The 16,597-nt window shown below is 36.9% G+C and carries 13 protein-coding genes and 1 riboswitch; all 13 genes read right to left on the reverse strand.

Translation table 11 applies throughout. The annotated features are described in order from the left end of the window. Nucleotides 1–16 precede the first annotated feature (16 nt). The 13 genes from ribE (DWZ63_RS05140) to DWZ63_RS05200 all read right to left on the reverse strand — a co-directional run bounded on the left by ribE (DWZ63_RS05140) (nt 17) and on the right by DWZ63_RS05200 (nt 16,470). Nucleotides 17–481, reverse strand: coding sequence for a 6,7-dimethyl-8-ribityllumazine synthase (gene ribE, locus DWZ63_RS05140; RefSeq protein ID WP_022015400.1), 465 nt, complete (start codon nt 479–481; stop codon nt 17–19). A 136-nt stretch (nt 482–617) separates the two neighbouring features. Continuing rightward, nucleotides 618–1,820 (reverse strand): bifunctional 3,4-dihydroxy-2-butanone-4-phosphate synthase/GTP cyclohydrolase II, encoded by a 1,203-nt coding sequence (locus tag DWZ63_RS05145; protein ID WP_022015401.1) that lies wholly within the window; start codon nt 1,818–1,820, stop codon nt 618–620. Between the two features lie 39 nt (nt 1,821–1,859). After that, nucleotides 1,860–2,537, reverse strand: coding sequence for a riboflavin synthase (ribE, locus tag DWZ63_RS05150; protein WP_055943019.1), 678 nt, complete (start codon nt 2,535–2,537; stop codon nt 1,860–1,862). Nucleotides 2,538–2,621: 84 nt separating this feature from the next. Then, nucleotides 2,622–3,701 carry a bifunctional diaminohydroxyphosphoribosylaminopyrimidine deaminase/5-amino-6-(5-phosphoribosylamino)uracil reductase RibD gene (ribD, locus tag DWZ63_RS05155; protein WP_243020486.1) on the reverse strand — a complete coding sequence of 360 codons (1,080 nt, stop codon included), beginning with the start codon at nt 3,699–3,701 and terminating at the stop codon, nt 2,622–2,624. A gap of 285 nt (nt 3,702–3,986) precedes the next feature. Further along, a riboswitch (FMN riboswitch) is annotated at nt 3,987–4,121 on the reverse strand. 46 nt (nt 4,122–4,167) lie between these two features. Next, a complete protein-coding gene (locus DWZ63_RS05160) occupies nt 4,168–5,214 on the reverse strand; it encodes a hypothetical protein (RefSeq protein WP_330672321.1) in 1,047 nt (348 codons plus the stop codon). 510 nt (nt 5,215–5,724) lie between these two features. After that, a complete protein-coding gene (locus DWZ63_RS05165; protein ID WP_347474830.1) occupies nt 5,725–10,389 on the reverse strand; it encodes a leucine-rich repeat protein in 4,665 nt (1,554 codons plus the stop codon). Between the two features lie 3 nt (nt 10,390–10,392). Continuing rightward, complete coding sequence (locus tag DWZ63_RS05170; protein ID WP_118498967.1) at nt 10,393–10,809, reverse strand: leucine-rich repeat domain-containing protein; 417 nt, start codon at nt 10,807–10,809, stop codon at nt 10,393–10,395. A 330-nt stretch (nt 10,810–11,139) separates the two neighbouring features. Then, a complete protein-coding gene (locus tag DWZ63_RS05175; RefSeq protein ID WP_055941994.1) occupies nt 11,140–12,846 on the reverse strand; it encodes an AAA family ATPase in 1,707 nt (568 codons plus the stop codon). A 120-nt stretch (nt 12,847–12,966) separates the two neighbouring features. After that, on the reverse strand, nt 12,967–13,248 hold the full coding sequence (locus DWZ63_RS05180) for a hypothetical protein (protein ID WP_022015556.1): 282 nt from the start codon (nt 13,246–13,248) through the stop codon (nt 12,967–12,969). A 162-nt stretch (nt 13,249–13,410) separates the two neighbouring features. Then, on the reverse strand, nt 13,411–14,421 hold the full coding sequence (locus DWZ63_RS05185; protein ID WP_118498969.1) for a nucleoid-associated protein: 1,011 nt from the start codon (nt 14,419–14,421) through the stop codon (nt 13,411–13,413). Nucleotides 14,422–14,444: 23 nt separating this feature from the next. Further along, nucleotides 14,445–15,533 carry an iron-containing alcohol dehydrogenase family protein gene (locus DWZ63_RS05190; RefSeq protein ID WP_055941999.1) on the reverse strand — a complete coding sequence of 363 codons (1,089 nt, stop codon included), beginning with the start codon at nt 15,531–15,533 and terminating at the stop codon, nt 14,445–14,447. A gap of 22 nt (nt 15,534–15,555) precedes the next feature. Continuing rightward, entirely contained in the window at nt 15,556–15,870 is a 315-nt protein-coding gene (locus DWZ63_RS05195) for a nucleotidyltransferase domain-containing protein (protein ID WP_022015553.1), read from the reverse strand. A gap of 63 nt (nt 15,871–15,933) precedes the next feature. After that, the gene (locus tag DWZ63_RS05200; protein WP_055942001.1) at nt 15,934–16,470 is read right to left on the reverse strand and encodes an HI0074 family nucleotidyltransferase substrate-binding subunit; all 537 of its coding nucleotides are present in this window, start codon (nt 16,468–16,470) and stop codon (nt 15,934–15,936) included. Nucleotides 16,471–16,597: the final 127 nt, after the last annotated feature.

Consider the following 16,597-nt stretch of genomic DNA (forward strand, 5'->3'; position numbering starts at 1 on the left):
TGGGTATTTTAGATGATTATAACTGTTTTGTCAAATTTGCCATTTCAATAGCACTAAGTGCACAGTCATAGCCTTTGTTTCCTGCCTTTGTTCCGGCTCTCTCTATCGCCTGCTCAATATTGTCTGTTGTGACAACACCGAAAAGTACCGGTATCCCTGATTCAAGTGATACACTTGCAATTCCCTTTGCAGCTTCATTGCACACAAGGTCATAGTGGCTTGTTGCACCTCTTATAACAGCACCAAGACATATAACGGCATCATATTTTCCTGACATAGCCATTTTCTTAGCAATAACAGGAATTTCAAAAGCTCCCGGTACCCATGCAAATGTGATATTGTCATCCTCAACACCGTGACGCACAAGACCGTCTCTTGCACCTGAGATAAGTTTGGAAACGATAAATTCATTAAATCTCGCTCCAATAATACCAACTTTCATTCCTTCTGCTGCAACTAAATTTCCCTCTAATGTTCTCATAATTTTTATCTCCTTATCTTTAATTTTTATAATAGATGATTAAGTGATTGCGAAACTATTTATATGCTATGTTAATTATGCAAATATCTAAATTTCTATAATTAATTATTTTCTTAGCGAAATGATAATACTTATATCATATATTTAGCAGGTGTCCCATCTTCTCTTTTTTCGTTTTAAGATAGAACATATCGTATTTGCCGGGTTCCATTTCAATAGGGACTCTTTCTACTATCTTAAGGTTGTAACCCGCAAGTCCGTAAACCTTTAACGGATTGTTTGTCATAAGTTTAAGTTCATGGATACCGAGGTCTACAAGTATCTGCGTTCCTATCGTATAATCTCTCGCATCTTCCGGAAATCCGAGTTCAAGATTTGCCTCGACCGTATCACGCCCTTTATCCTGAAGTTCATAGGCTCTTATCTTATTTATAAGTCCTATTCCTCTGCCCTCCTGACGCATATAGAGCAATACTCCTCTGCCCTCTTTTGCTATCATCTTCATCGCAGCGTCATACTGCTGGCCGCAGTCACATCTTGCAGAGCCTAAAGCATCTCCCGTAAGACACTCTGAATGTACTCTGCAAAGAACTGGTTTACCGTCCGTTATGTCACCTTTTACAAGGGCAACATGATGTTCACCGTTTAATTTATTTACATAACCATAAATTGTAAATTCACCGTATCTTGTAGGCATCTTTGCTTTTGCAACACATTCCACGAGAACCTCATGTTCTTTTCTGTACTGCACAAGATCTGCTATCGTTCCTATTTTAAGTTCATGTTTTTTTGCAAACTCCACAAGGTCAGGTGTTCTTGCCATTGTTCCGTCATCTTTCATTATCTCGCAGCAAAGTCCGACTGGCTTAAGTCCCGCAAGTCTTACAATATCCACCGTAGCTTCGGTATGACCGTTTCTCTCCAAAACACCGCCTTTCTTTGCTTTTAACGGGAACATATGACCCGGTGTTCTGAAATCAGACGGCTTTGCATCATCCTCAACAAACTTCATTGCCGTTATTGAACGCTCATATGCCGAAATACCGGTTTTTGTGTCAACATGGTCTATTGAAACAGTAAATGCCGTACAGTGATTATCCGTGTTTACTTCACACATCTGTGGCAGCAAAAACTTTTCGGTATATTCCTCAGACATTGGCATACAGATAAGTCCTTTTGCGTAACTTGCCATAAAGTTTACATTTTCATTTGTGGCAAACTCAGCGGCACATATTACATCGCCCTCATTTTCTCTGTCCTCATCATCTATCATGACTACTATTTTGCCGTTTTTTATATCCTCTAAAATCTCATCAATACTATTAAATTTATTATCCATTTTAAACCTCTCTTTCTGCATACATTTTTATGCATAGTATCAAAAGCCGTTTTCGGCAAGAAAATCCATTGTTATTTTACTATTTGTACTTCTGTCAGTTTTGTTGTCAAACGGTGATTTTTGTGAAGTGTTAAAATTCATCAGTCTCTCAACATATTTTCCTACTATATCATTCTCAAGATTTACAATATCCCCCGGTTTCTTGGCAAGAAGTGTTGTCTCCTCACCAGTGTGTGGTATCACCGATACCGAAAAACTGTCATCCGTAAGTTTTGCCACCGTGAGACTTATGCCATCGATTGCAATAGAACCCTTTTCAACAATATATTTGAGCAGTTTGTCAGGTGTCTCTATCTCAACCCATACGGCATTATCCTCACGCTCCAGTGAGCGTATAACTCCTGTGCCGTCAATATGACCCGACACTATATGACCGCCAAATCTGCCGTCAGCTGCCATCGCCCGTTCAAGATTGACTTTGCTTCCATGTTTTAAAGTACCAAGAGAACTTCGTCTTATCGTCTCAGCCATAACATCAGCCGTAAATTTATTTCCGCTTATTGAAGTAACCGTAAGGCACACTCCGTTCACCGCTATGCTGTCACCGATTTTAGTGCCTTTAAGCACTTTGTCTGCAATTATAGTAATAATGGCAGATTTATTACCATTTGCAACCGATTCTATTTTCCCTGTTTCCTCAACTATTCCGGTAAAAATTTTAATCACTTCTTTCTGTTTTTAACTATTTAAACATATCTTATATATGTTTAAAACTCATTATTTTGTTTTCATAACAGCCTTTTAAATATCACAGTCTATAAGAATATCATCACCTATATGCGTAATATTCATATTTTTACATATATATGCCTCTGACGGAACCGCCACGCTTTCACCTTTCACCGGGTTGTATATGCCACTCCCGCCAAATATTTTTGGTGCTATATATGCCTGAATGTGATTTACTATTCCTGCTTTTAATGCATTCATATTTAATGTTCCACCGCCCTCAAGCAGCAAGCCGTCTATTTTTCTCTCACCGAGTTTTAACATAAGGTCACAAAGGTCAACTCTGTTATCCTGTTTTGCTGTCTTTAGGACATCTATCCCCTGCTGTTCAAAAAATTTAATAAGTTTTTCATCTTCTGAAACAGTAGCTATGATAGTTGGAACTTCAAATGCAGTCCTAACGATGTTGCAATCTTTTGGTGTTCTCAAATTGCTGTCACATATTATACGGACGGGATTTACACCTCCATCAATACGGCAGGTGAGATTTGGGTTATCATTGATAACAGTTCCTACACCCACCATTATTCCTTTAAGTGCATTTCTAGTATATTGCACATTTTCTCTAGCCGTTTCTGAGGTTATCCATCTGCTTTCGCCATTGTCACACGCCGTTTTTCCATCGAGCGTCATCGCATATTTCATCACGACATATGGTGTTTTATGGGTTATGTAGTAGAAAAACACGGGATTTAGAGCATCACACTCTGATTTCAAAACTCCTGTCACAACATTTATACCGGCATCTTTAAGCTGCTTTATGCCTTTTCCCGCAACAAGCTCATTTGGGTCATCAGAACCAACATAAACATTTTTAATGCCATTCTCGATAATCGCTTGTGTGCAGGGCGGCTGTTTTCCATAGTGACAGCACGGTTCCAATGTCACATACATATCCGCTCCCTTTGCACTCTCTCTTAACTTTGAAAAAGCATCTCTCTCTGCATGAAGAGCACCGTATTTTGCATGATAGCCTTCTGCTATCACTTTGCCGTCCTTAACTATAACTGCTCCGACAAGAGGATTAGGAGAAACCTTTCCGACACCTTTTGCGGCAAGTTCTATAGCACGCCGCATATACTTTTCATCCATATATACCTCCATTTATGCACACTTTTTATGTATAGTATTAAAAATAACTTTTTCCATACCATACATTCTCCAACATATAACAAATACATAAGTGTTCGTATTTATGTATCAAAAAGTATGCACACTTTTGTAATTTTTACGGGGTTTTTCTGAACAAGCATTTTACTATACATAAAAAAGAAAAACCCTGAAAAATTTCAAGGTTTTTATAAGATAAATTCTATAAGATATTTTAATATAATCAAATCTGATACTATCAAAATAAATATTATACATAAACTGTATATCTAATTTCTCTCATCCAGACTATACTGTCGGCTTTGGAATCTCACCAAATCATGCCTGTAAAGGCTTGCGGGCTTATTCATCAAATACGAAAATACCGCCGGTGGGGAATCGCACCCCGCCTTGAAATTAAATATAGTATATACCTGTGCTATTAAGTTGTCAAGACTGGTATGATTTTTTATTTGACAGCTTGTAAATTAGCTTTTATAATATCCTTTATTTCTTCCTCACCCAACTCCACAATATCCATTATCTGTTCTGTCGTATAACCTTTTTTATACATATTCATAACAACCTTTTCACTTTTTTTATTCTCACCTCTTGCCTCTGCTCTTTCTTCTATTCCTAAACTCAGATTACACATAACACTCACATCCTCTCTTAACTCTGTATTGGTCGGAATATTATACTCTTTCTCAAGAATATCAAATTTTTGATTTCCTTGTACTTGATTTGAAAGCAATGCACAAATCAAACGATGCAGTTCATATCGCTCGTCTTTTTCCGGAAGTTCATTTGTTATCCCTATCATCACGATATTTAATAAATCAAGATTTCCTTTCCATTCATATGGCTTTAATGTTTCGTCTTTCGTAAGATGAATATGTGTCATACTGTTATATTTCATATTCATACAAACCCATATGCTGAATACCTGTTTTATGTCATCATAGTTTGAATTTGCAAAATCTCTTTCTTTTTGTGATGATATAAGTCTGCTCACATAAAAGATTGCCCTGTTTAATATGCTATATGCTGTTGGTTCATCTTTTTGACATTCTACATTTACTATAATCTTCAATAATCTGTTTTCTTCATTATCCGTTGATGGTATCCTGACATAAAAAACTATATCAAATCTTATCATGCCCTCATTGATTTCAGCATTTTCCGTATTAAAACCTGTTATTCTCTGTCCCTGTTCATCTGTTTTTTGCACATTTGTCACCCCCGGCTCTATCGGGATAATCCCAATTTCCGGCTCACCCTCAATATATTTTTCCACTTCACTTGGATCCATATCCTTAAATTCAGCCACAGTTTTTACTAATATGTTTGCAAGTATGCTTTTTTGTGCAAGTAATCTCTTTGCATAAATATCATACTGTGTTTTATCATCTGCCGCAATAATTGCATTTTTTATTTCCGTATTCATTTCCCCAATTTCTGCAATTACATTTTCATGCGACATATATTGTTTTGTCGCTACATCAATCTTCCCCATAAATGTTTTTCTTCCTTTCATTATATTTTGTTTGTATTTAAAAATCAATATTTCTTTTTTGAGATAATAACAATTATATTTACTTATTTCAATCTGTATTTTTCACATATTGTCCCTTATTTTTTGTGTACTTTTCACGATAAAAATCCCAAAATAATGAGATTTGATAAGATTTGAAAACTTTAGACAAAATTTTGTTTATTTTCCATTATCATTTTCGTGATTTTAGATAAAATATTAAAAATTTTAATGATGTAAAACACAGCAGCCAGTCTATAGTGCATAATTTGTCAGACAGCATCAATCTTACCTTGCCCCATAATATAAAAGGGCAAAACCAGCATTTTGTCTTGGCAGCCACTCTACATTACGAGCATTTTTCTATATGTTAGTAAAGGAGCAGCACACTGTTGATTTTCTTAGTATGCTACTCCTTGCTTAATCATTTAAAGTTTATTTTTCGCAATTTCTAACTTCCGTATCAAAAGCCTTATCTTTGTCAGCGAAGCCCTATTTCTTCTTTTTGTAAGCAAACTTAACTTTCTTTGCCCCTGCTTTCTTTATCAGCTTGACAATTTTGTTGTACTGTTTCTTATCTTTTGCCCGAACTGTTATCTTACAGTTTTTCTTTACTCCGCTGAAAGCATTCTTTCCGATTGATTTTATGGTATTTCCATTTACTGTTATCTGACTGAGATTTCTTGCTTTGTAAAATGCCTTTGTACCAATCTTTGTTATGTTCTTTCCTAATGTTACGGTTTTTATCTTTTTATTTCCTGCAAATGCACTTGCACCTACCGCCGTTACTTTAAGTTTTGTGCCGTTTACGGTTATCGTATCAGGTACTACCGCTTTTTTGGATGTTGTCTTTGTCTTACTGTATGTTACGGTTTTCTTCTTTACATCTGTTACTTTGTAAGATGCAGCATCCGACTTTTTGTTATTTTTGACAGGTTTTACTGTCTGATTTTTCTTAAGCGGTGTTTTTGTTGGTGATGCCGTGGCATTTGGATTTTTTGTAGGTGTCACCGTCTGAGCCGGTGTTTCCGTTGGTTTTACTGTCTCATCCGGATTTGAGCTTTCATTTGGTGACGCTGTACCTGTTGGTTTTACTGTCGCCGTCGGTTTAGGTGTTTTCGTCGGCTTTGGTGTACTCGTCGGTTTTGGAGTCTTTGTCGGTGCAGGTGTTTTTGTCGGTGCAGGTGTTTTTGTCGGTGCAGGTGTTTTTGTCGGTTTCGGTGTGGCTATTATGTCATAGTAAGCTGTTATCACCATATCACGATAAACACTTGTAAAGTCATCACTCCAGCGTGAGAATGTATAACCCTCTATTTCAGGTGCTTCCGGTGCCTCTGCCGCTTCACCGCTTCTTACATACTGAACCTTAAGTTCCGTCTGACCGTCTTTTGACTTAAATGTTACTTTATAAAGTTTTGTATAGACTGCTTTTACAACTATATCTCTTGTCACATTTGTAAAGCTTCTATCCCAGCCGGTAAATTCATAGCCCTCTTTTGCAGGTGCTTCAGGAGCCGTGGCATCCTGCCCTTTCTTTAATTCCTGTTCGGCAATAACTGTCTTTCCGTCACTGTCGGTGAATATTACCTTATAAAGTTTCTCTGCCACTTTTACATTAAATGTGTATGGCACATTGCAATAATTTATTGTTATCTTCTGCGTACCCTCTTTAAATCTGTCATAATCACATTCCTTGTCATCAGGAACGGTCTTTGTGATGGTCTTTCCGTTTAATTTGTACGATATCTTAAGTCCTGAGAGGTCAAGTTTTTCACCATATTTATACTCTGTCTTAAGTCCGTCTGCCTGATATTTCACATCTGTTATCTCATTTTCCATATTGTCATAAAGCTGAGGATATGAAAGTCCAGTCTCCTCGGCAGATACCCACACATTTGTGAAATCAAAACCTCTGAACGCATCTTCTGATTTTAACTCATCAGTTGTTCTTGCTGTTGTTGTTGAGTTCTTGTCATCACATGACTCTGCTCCCCTTGTATAGAGGTCGTTGCCCTCTAAATCCTTTTGCTGTTCATATACTGAGTAGAATACCGGCACTGAACCGCAGAGTATAGGGTATGTATGCTTGTTATCGCCCTGTATCTTACCTGTGTTAAAACAATATGCAACAGGTCCGGAAGATGAACCAGTCGAGTAGCCCACAATTCCGGCTGCATATGCTATCGCGTTCTGGAACGGCACTGTCGGTGTCATCTCGTCAAGTTTCTTCATAATTGAGTCAAAAATACTATCCCCCGCATCAGGTGAAACTATAGTAGTATCTCTGTTTACATAACTGTGTATGTCACCTGTATTGTAGCAGTTTTTTACCTGCGTGCTGAGATATAATGCTCCACATATTCCGCCTGACATAGTGTTTGAATATGAATTTGTTGTAAAGTCGAACAATGAATATGTATTGCTTGTATAAGTGTCAACCTTTGCAATATTGTAGCATTTCTGTATAAGTCCGTCCTGTGCGGCAACACCGCATATTCCGCCTGAAGCATTGTAGCAATTAAGTCCGCTCAACGCACTGTCTATAATATCTCCACCTGCATTATAATTTCCAAAATAACAGCGGTATGATACAACATTTCCCTTATTTACACAGGATGTGATATTTCCACGCTGCAAATATCCCGTAATTCCACCAAGAAATCTCGATGTAGGATTTACAGGCATTTCCTGTTCTTTTGACTCATAGCCCACAAATGCGTTGTTTGTGCAATTTGTTATGTCTGCCTTTCCTGCATATCCTATAATTCCGCCGACTGCAAGGTTTTTCTCGACTGTCTGTTTCGGTGATGAGAAGATAACTTTTCCGCTTACACTTACATTCTCTACAGAAGCATTTGCACCTGTCTCCTCGTCACTGTCAACAAATCCGGCAAGTATTCCCGTGTGGATACAACATCCTGTAGCGGCATTGCTTACTGTGATATCTGCATCATTTATGTTTACATTTTTCAGCTTTCCACCCTCAACTCTGCCAAACAGACCAGTTGAAGTATAAGGTGTCTCGCCATTTTTTGAACCGTCAGTATTTCCTTTCATTGTAAGTCCCGAAATACTGTGACCGTTTCCGTCAAATATACCGCTGAATGAGCCCTGCCACTTTCCGTCAGTACCATATCCAAAAGGAATCCAGCCAAGTTTTCCTACATTTTTATCATCTTTTGTAACTTTTGAAAGGTCAATATCGCTCATAAGTTTATAATTGCCGCTAAGATTTTCTCTTATCTTAATGAAATCTGCAACAGAATTTATCTCTGTATAAACAATATCTTTTTCCTGTTCTTCCTCGCTTAAAGGAATTCTCGTCGGTGTTCCCTCCTGTTCCGTCACCTGCTTACTCCAGATGGCATAGAGCGTAACTGTCGGAGTCTTTAACCTGTCAAATGCAGTAATAATATTATTGCCGTCAGCACTCTCACTCCAGCCGACAAAATCATATCCGTCTTTTTCAGGCACAGGAAGTGAACCGTACTCGTGACCTATCGCCTTAGTTTTATCAGCATAGCCTGTACCAGCCGTAGTTAAGTCAAAAGAAACTGTTCCCATCTGAACTTCTGAAAATTTGCATTTCAAATCGCCGCCCTGTGAATTAACAGACTCAACATAATCATATGCTGCACTGTTATCACCTGACGCATCATGTCTTGAACTATATATAGTTACAGTTGATTTTACATCTCTAAGCATAGAACTCTGGATGTTTTCCACTGTCTCAGGAATATAAAGTTCTTCAATTCTTCCATCTTCCTCAAAAGCAAATCTTCCTATACTCTCAAATCCATATGGCAATGCGACATTTTTTAAAATTGTATCTCCTGCAAACACACCCTCCGAAAGTTCTGTAATACCGTCACCAAAAGACACTTTTACAAGTGATGTATTCTTTGCAAACGCACATGTTCCTATTGACTCAAGCCCATCAGGAAGACTTATCTTTGTAACACTGTCATTATTTCTAAATGCATCCATTTCAATAGATTTTAATGTTTCTGGAAATTTAATCTCCGAATAACTCATAGGAATATCTCCGGAATTAAATGCACAATCACCTATAGTTATAACTCCCTCAGGAATGATTACCTTTTCTAATGCCAAACAGCCTGAACAAGTATGTGCCGGTATCTCCTTTAAACTGTGTGAAAATCTGATTTGCATAAGATTTTCACATCCATCAAATACAGCTTTATCCATCTTTTCAACACTGTCAGGCATAATAACTTTTAACACTGTTTTATTTCCAGCAAATGCTCCATATCCTATCTCTTTTACTGTATCAGGTATGATAACAACAGGTTCATTTCCCTGATATTTTTCAAGCACGCCGTCCTCAATAACAAAGTCAGAGTCATCTCCCTGATAGACAAGCTCTGTCTTTTCTTCTTTCTCCCACTTTGCATAAAGTGTATAATTGTCTTTATTTACTATTGTTGTGCTCACGACCTTTCTCTTAAATTTATCATCGGAATACCAACCCTTAAAAGTCCAGCCTGCAAGCTTTGGTGTAGGGAGCAGACCAAATCCCTGTCCCTTAACAAGCTCCTTTGAAGTTTCAGAAACCGTACCACCGCTTGCATCAAATACGACTTTTGAATTATATGCTACTTCCTGAAATTTCCACTCCTCTTTTATCTTTGTTGCATTTGAAGCAAATGAACCTTTTATTCCATAAATAGTATGTTCCTCTGCACAAGTTAAGCTAGTATCATTAAAATAATCTACAGATGGCGGAATAAAATATGTTTTATGTGAAGATCCACCCAAACGGTCTCTTAAATCCAGTGCATAACTGTTTATATATTTTGTTCCATCAGTAATTTTTACTACACTTAATCCAGGACAAATTGCAAATGTATAGCTCTGCAAATTTGCAATCCCCGCCGGAATTATAAGTGTTCCTTTTAAACCACTATAACCAAATGCGCCACTTCCTATATAGCGAAGACTCTCTGGAAGTTCAACAGTATTTAATGCAGATGTGTGGTCAAAAGCACTATCCCCTATATAGCGAAGCCCTTCCGGAAAATTTATCTTACCAAGTTTTCCACAATATGCAAATGAACTTTTTGCAATTACTTTTATACTGTCAGGCAGCTTAACCTCCGTCAGATTAGCACATGACCAAAACATCGAGTCACCTATACTTTATATCTTTGTCTTAGAAAGGTCTATCATCTGCAGACTGCTGCAGCCATGAAATGCCCAGTCACCTATCTCTTTAATACTGTTTGGCATATTTATAACAGCAAGATTAGAGCACTCAGCAAAACATGAATGTGGCAGTTTTTGTACTGAATCGGGCAGTATAATCTGTTCTATCGTTTTATTTCCCGAAAAAGCATAGCCATCTATCTCCTTAACCCCATCAGGCACTTTTATCACTGCCGCCGTGCCGTCAATCCCTTTTAACACACCGTCAGCCGTAATGTCAAATGTCACTTTTGCATCGGCGTGTATCGTTGATATGCTCTGCGATATCATACATAAAAGCACCACCGCAAAAGCCATCGCAAAATATCTGCCGACAGCAGCCACCTTTCTGTAATTTTTTTGTTTTTTCATCTTTTTTGTCTCCTTTCTGTGTTGGTATTTTCAATATGTTTGTTTTCATTTCTTAAATATTGATATGAAATTATGAAAATATTCTTAACAAGCATATTTTATGCCAGTTAAGAATATTTGTCAACTTTTTCCACAAAAAAAGAGTCGCTTGTGACTCTTTGTCGCCTGAGCAGAATTCGTAGCATTTATTTCTTTTCCGCAAAATGCACATCCTCACGGAGTGTTTTTTATGTTAATAAAAAGGACACTTCCACATACTATGCTCAAATACTACCGTATCAGACCAAAAGTATATGGAAGTGTCTTATTTTTCTTTTTACGGCTGAACTGTTACCGTCCGTCTATCAGCACTTCTTTACCTTTAAACGCAAAACCATAGTGATGAATGTTTTCTTCTTTTACTCCTCTTTTTATAAGCTCTGCATCATAATTCTTTTCTTCTATCTGCTCTAATGCCGATGCGACTGTTTCTTCAAGTGTGTTTTCTTTTCTTGGATTTATTACTTTAAATTCTATTACGATGCCCGGATATTTTTCATTTGTTTTATCTATCGGTTCAAGCATTATATCGTATCGTCCGTAACCGCTCTCACGGTTTGAGGTTATGATATAGTTTTCTGTCTGGTCGACCATAAGACCGAGTACAAAGCCGTGGAAAAAATTCTCTGGGGCTTTTTTCTCTGATGTATGTTTTCCTGAGTCAAATGAACTGAAAGTTTTTAGTGCTACATCATTCATATAATCATTCATTGATTCTATATCGCCATTTATGAGTGCTCTTATAAACTCATTTGTTTCCATTTTTGCAGGACTGAACCATCTGAGTATCATATTTTCAAACATAAGCTGTATTTCAAAATTTGTAAGTGCAAGTTTATATACAACTGCCTTTCTTCGGTCACCTGTAAGCTCATCTGACGATATTACTTTAATATAGCCACTTGCAAGCATCAGACTCCACACGGCATCTTCTGAATAATCAAGTTCCGAAAACACTATCTGCTCGTCTATCGGCACATCTATCGTTTCTCCCTTAAGGAGTGTTTCCATCATTATTTTTATATACGAACTGCCTGTTTTTACTAAGCTGTTTATAAGTCCATTTGAACTTGAATCTGCCCAATAAGTTTTATATTTCTTTTCGTCAAGAAAGTTGATTATCGACCACGGATTATATATATCCCTGCTTTCACCAAATGTAAATCCGTCATACCATAATTTTACTTTTTCTTTTTCGCTTGAAAGTCCCTGTTCTTCAAGTGCCGCAAAAACTTCATCTTCCGTAAAACCAAAGCATTTTGAATACTCATCACTTGTTACCGTGATAACTTTTAAATTATTGAGGTCGCTAAAAATACTTTCTTTCGATACTCTCGTTATACCTGTCATTATTGCTCGCTCTAAATATGGGTTTGTCTTAAAAGTAGAATTAAAAAGACTTCTTGTAAATCCTACAAGTTCCTCCCAGTAACCATTTACATATGCTTCCTGCATAGGCGTGTCATATTCATCAAGAAGAATAATTACTTTTTTGCCATAATATCGGCTAAGATAATTTGAAAGGTTTTTCAATGCCTCCTGCGCCACAGTATCACTCATGCCAACGCACACAGATTGATATTGCATTTTTTCATTTGCATTATATATACCACTTTTCATTATATAATCATATTCATTATATATTCTTATAAGCTCATCTTTTATCTTTATAACCGTCTCATCGTACCTAACCTGTTTTATACTTGCAAAACTTAAAAATATCACCGGATATGTTCCCTGTAATTCACGATATTTTTCGTCTCTCCATATTTCAAGACCATCGAACAAATCCCCTCTGTCTTTATATTTGTTTGAGAAAAAACATTCAAGCATATTCATATTTAATGTTTTTCCAAAACGGCGTGGGCGTGTTATAAGTGTTACTGCATCATCGCTATCCCACCATTCTCTTATAAATAATGTTTTATCTACATAAAAATTATCTTTTTCTCGTATCGATTCAAAACTCTGATTTCCTATACTTACAACTTTCGCCATATGCACCCTCCTGTTTATAATTTAAAAACAAAATCCGTATTCAGCAGCTATATTTTATACAAATCACCAAAATCTGTCCTAACTCACTTTTTATTACAATATTTTCAATTCTGAAAATATTTACTCCCAAATCTCGTCTTCCTCTATAACATGAATTTCCAGATAGTCAAAATCTATTCCCTCGATAAAATTATCACTGTCAAAGCGTGTTTTATCCATCTTTTTAAATTCTTTTATATTTTTATCAAGCCATATCGGACGACCGAGGTCAAATGTATAGCATACCTCGTCCAGACTGTCAAACACCTTTTTTGTTCTGTTTTTCTCTTTTGACGGGTCGGTTATCGTAATATCATCTAACATCCTGTTGTCTTTAAATTTCTTTGCCCACAAACGAAACATTATTTTTCTCCATTCTTTTTAGCTTATCTTCTTCTAATAATCCATTTTGCACTTTTTTAAATAAAAATCATTTATCGCTTAAAACTAAATTCTCTTTATAATTAGCCAGGTCTGTTTTATAATTATCAGCCATCCCATAATTTAAACAATATCACTATAATTTTATCTGGTTGATATTTTATTGATATTCTTTATCATAACCGATATAGTTCCGTCAGGATTTGATATAAATTCAACCTGATTTATATCCTGATACTGTTCCATTGGAATATTTATCTCTATTCCGGTATCTGTCTTTAAAAACTGTTTTTCAAATTTCTTTGTCGTTGCACTGCTCTGTGGTTTTACTTCGGCTTTTTCCATATGATATTTTTCCATTTTTGCATCAAATTCTTCTTTTATATCAGGAGTTTTGCCATAAAGCTTTTCGCTTATCTTTTCTACATTGACCGCACCTGTCTCCTCGATTTCTTTCTTTATAATGCGTTTAGCCTCCATCTGCTTAACAGGTTCTTCCTCAAAATGCTTTTTATTGACCTGCTCAACCGCTTTTGTGACTATAGCAAGTTTTGACTTGGACGACATAGCTGCATGGCAGTTAAGATAAAGCTCAGAAAGATAATTACATTTTTCTCCGTTTACCTCATATTTTTTCTCTATTATATTGACCGTATAATCGCCAAGGTTTATTATAACCGCTTCTGAAAGTTTTGATGAAGATGCAGGGAGCGTCGAGCGGTATTTAATAATACTGTTTACATTACCGCTCTCCTCTGCCTGCGTCATGTGAACAAAACTCTCTTTATAATTCATTTTTAAAATGGCAAGATACATAACGCTGTGTAGACTGAACGACAAAACGGCAAGATCAGCCGATGGGATAGCGAGGTTGCTGTTCATTATATCGTAAAGTCTTTTTGTAATATCCTTGCTGAAATCTATAAAATCGTCCTCCGAAAAATCTTTAAGCAGCTTGTAAATATCAGAACTTTCCTCATCAAAATAGCATTTCTTCATATCGTCACCTGACATTATCTTAAAAATATGCCCGGTAAAAAATTCGTTAAGATCCGGTGTAATGTCAAGCTGCTGCTCCGAATAAACGGGATAGCCAAGCTCACCATCAAGAATATGTACTATCCCTTTTCTCAAAATAATTTCATCCTGCTGCATCGTATCTCTCCATTTCCAAAAATTTAAGCCAGATAAGCCGCCATATCCTCTACATCTTCCCTTGTAACCTTAAACGGAACGGCATTTAATTTTCTAGGTGTTGCCATTATCTCGTCCGTCATCTTCTCTATATCTTCTTTTGTAATCTCATAATCACCGAGAAGCTGTTTTATAAGAAATGCAAACTGCTCTAATTCATCAAATCCAAGCACTGCAAGGAAATCTGCTACCTCGTCAGGCATTTCCTTCTGAATGACTTTAAGATAGCCAGGCAGGAATAAACCTACTGCTTTTCCGTGTGGTATGTCTTTGTTATATGTAAGATAATAGCTGAGTCCGTGTGGAATTGATGTTCCGGTGTGGGTTATAGCCATTCCTGCGAGACATGATGCGAGCATAAGCGAATCATATGCTTCAAAGTCTGCCTCCTCGCCGAGAAGTACCGGAATATTTTCTGCCCATACTGAAATTCCATACTGACAGAGCATTTTGCTAAAATCAGTTGCCTTTGAGTTAAAATAACTTTCCACCATATGACCGAGGGCATCTACAGCAGTATTTTTAATAACACTTTCCGGTGCTGCCGCAAGATATTCAGGGTCTATGCAGGCAAGTTCCGGATAAATCTTATGGCTGATACTCTGTTTTGTGTTTTTGTCATGTCTTGTAAGTATCGCATACGGTGTAACTTCTGAACCTGTTCCGCAGGTTGTAGGAATTTCAACAACCGGAATCGCACGCAGTTCTAAATTCTGGTAAAGCACTTCCTCTGTCGTATCCCTGTTCTGTATCATAAGTGCTATCGCCTTTGCAGAATCCATCGGCGAACCGCCGCCTATTCCGATAACAAAGTCTGCCCCCTCATTTCTTCCGAACTCGCTTGCTTTCATTATAAGCTCAACAGACGGATTTTGTGGAACTTCATCAAATATAACATACTCCGTTGCATTTTCGTTAAGTACATCTATAACATCCTGAAGTGAATGATTCTTTTTTGATGATGACTTACCTGTTACTATAAGTGCTTTCTTACCAAACGATGCAATCTTTGCACCATTTTTCTTTACTGCATTTTTTTCCTGAAACACCTGTGTAGGCATATAAAAATTCATTGTTGTTTTCCTCCTGATCTATCTAAAATGTATTTTGATACAATAATATCCCTTTTTCATCTATTTCTTTTCGCAAAACATCACTGACTAATATACTGTCATAATCAACAATATCAAACATAAGTAATACCGGCAGATTTTTAACCGCTTCCTCAAAGTCTGCCCGCACCATCGGCGAACCATAGCCTTTTACGGCAAGGTCAACATCCGAAACATCACTCGCAGTTCCATCAGCCCTTGAACCAAAAATAATAAGTTCTTTCAAATGAAACTTTGCCGCCAGTTTTTGTAAATCCGATAATATCCCTGCTTCTAAATCAACATCTTCTAACGACATTTTTAACCTCCAATTTATCATTACTGCTCATACTTAAGTACAGATAATAACACTTTATTTAACTTATGGCTTTTTCCAATGCTCGACAATATAATCAACAGACACATCCTGTTTTTTTGCTTCTTTTACGGCTAACTCCCATAATGGAACACCTTTTATTTTTGATTCTTCAAGCAAATCCTCCGACACCTTTGCTGCCTGTATCTGTTCGTCAGGTATTACATCTTTAAAATAATCTATAAGTTCTTTCATATATCCCAGATATACTTCTTCTATCTTGCTTTTATATATTACGGCAACCGACAATCTGTATATATGGGCATCATCATTTCTGTTTTGCAGCATCTCAAGCCAGACGGCACCATCTTTTATTATCCCCTGATTGTGAGCCAGACTTAAGATTTCCTTTGGAGAGCCTGTTTTTGCCGCCTGCATCCCTAAATTTTTATACATATATTCTTTCATTGTTTTCCATGCAAGCTCAAACAGCCTGTCAAAATCAGATGTTATGGCAGAAACATATACTTCTGAAAAATCACCAATTTTATTATTTCGCACAATAGACTCATATGCACTTTTAAACTGTTCAAATTTCTTCATAAATCTGTTCCTCCAATGCTCTAAAATGTAAGTCAAGCTGATGTGCACAATAAAAGTGTGGCACTTTCCTGACAGCGTTAAATATATTTTATCATTGAACCGTTCCAATGTAAAGCATACTCACAAC

Origin of the sequence: Clostridium sp. AF34-13 (assembly GCF_003477845.1) — a bacterium.
Lineage (GTDB): Bacteria > Bacillota > Clostridia > Lachnospirales > Lachnospiraceae > Butyribacter > Butyribacter intestini.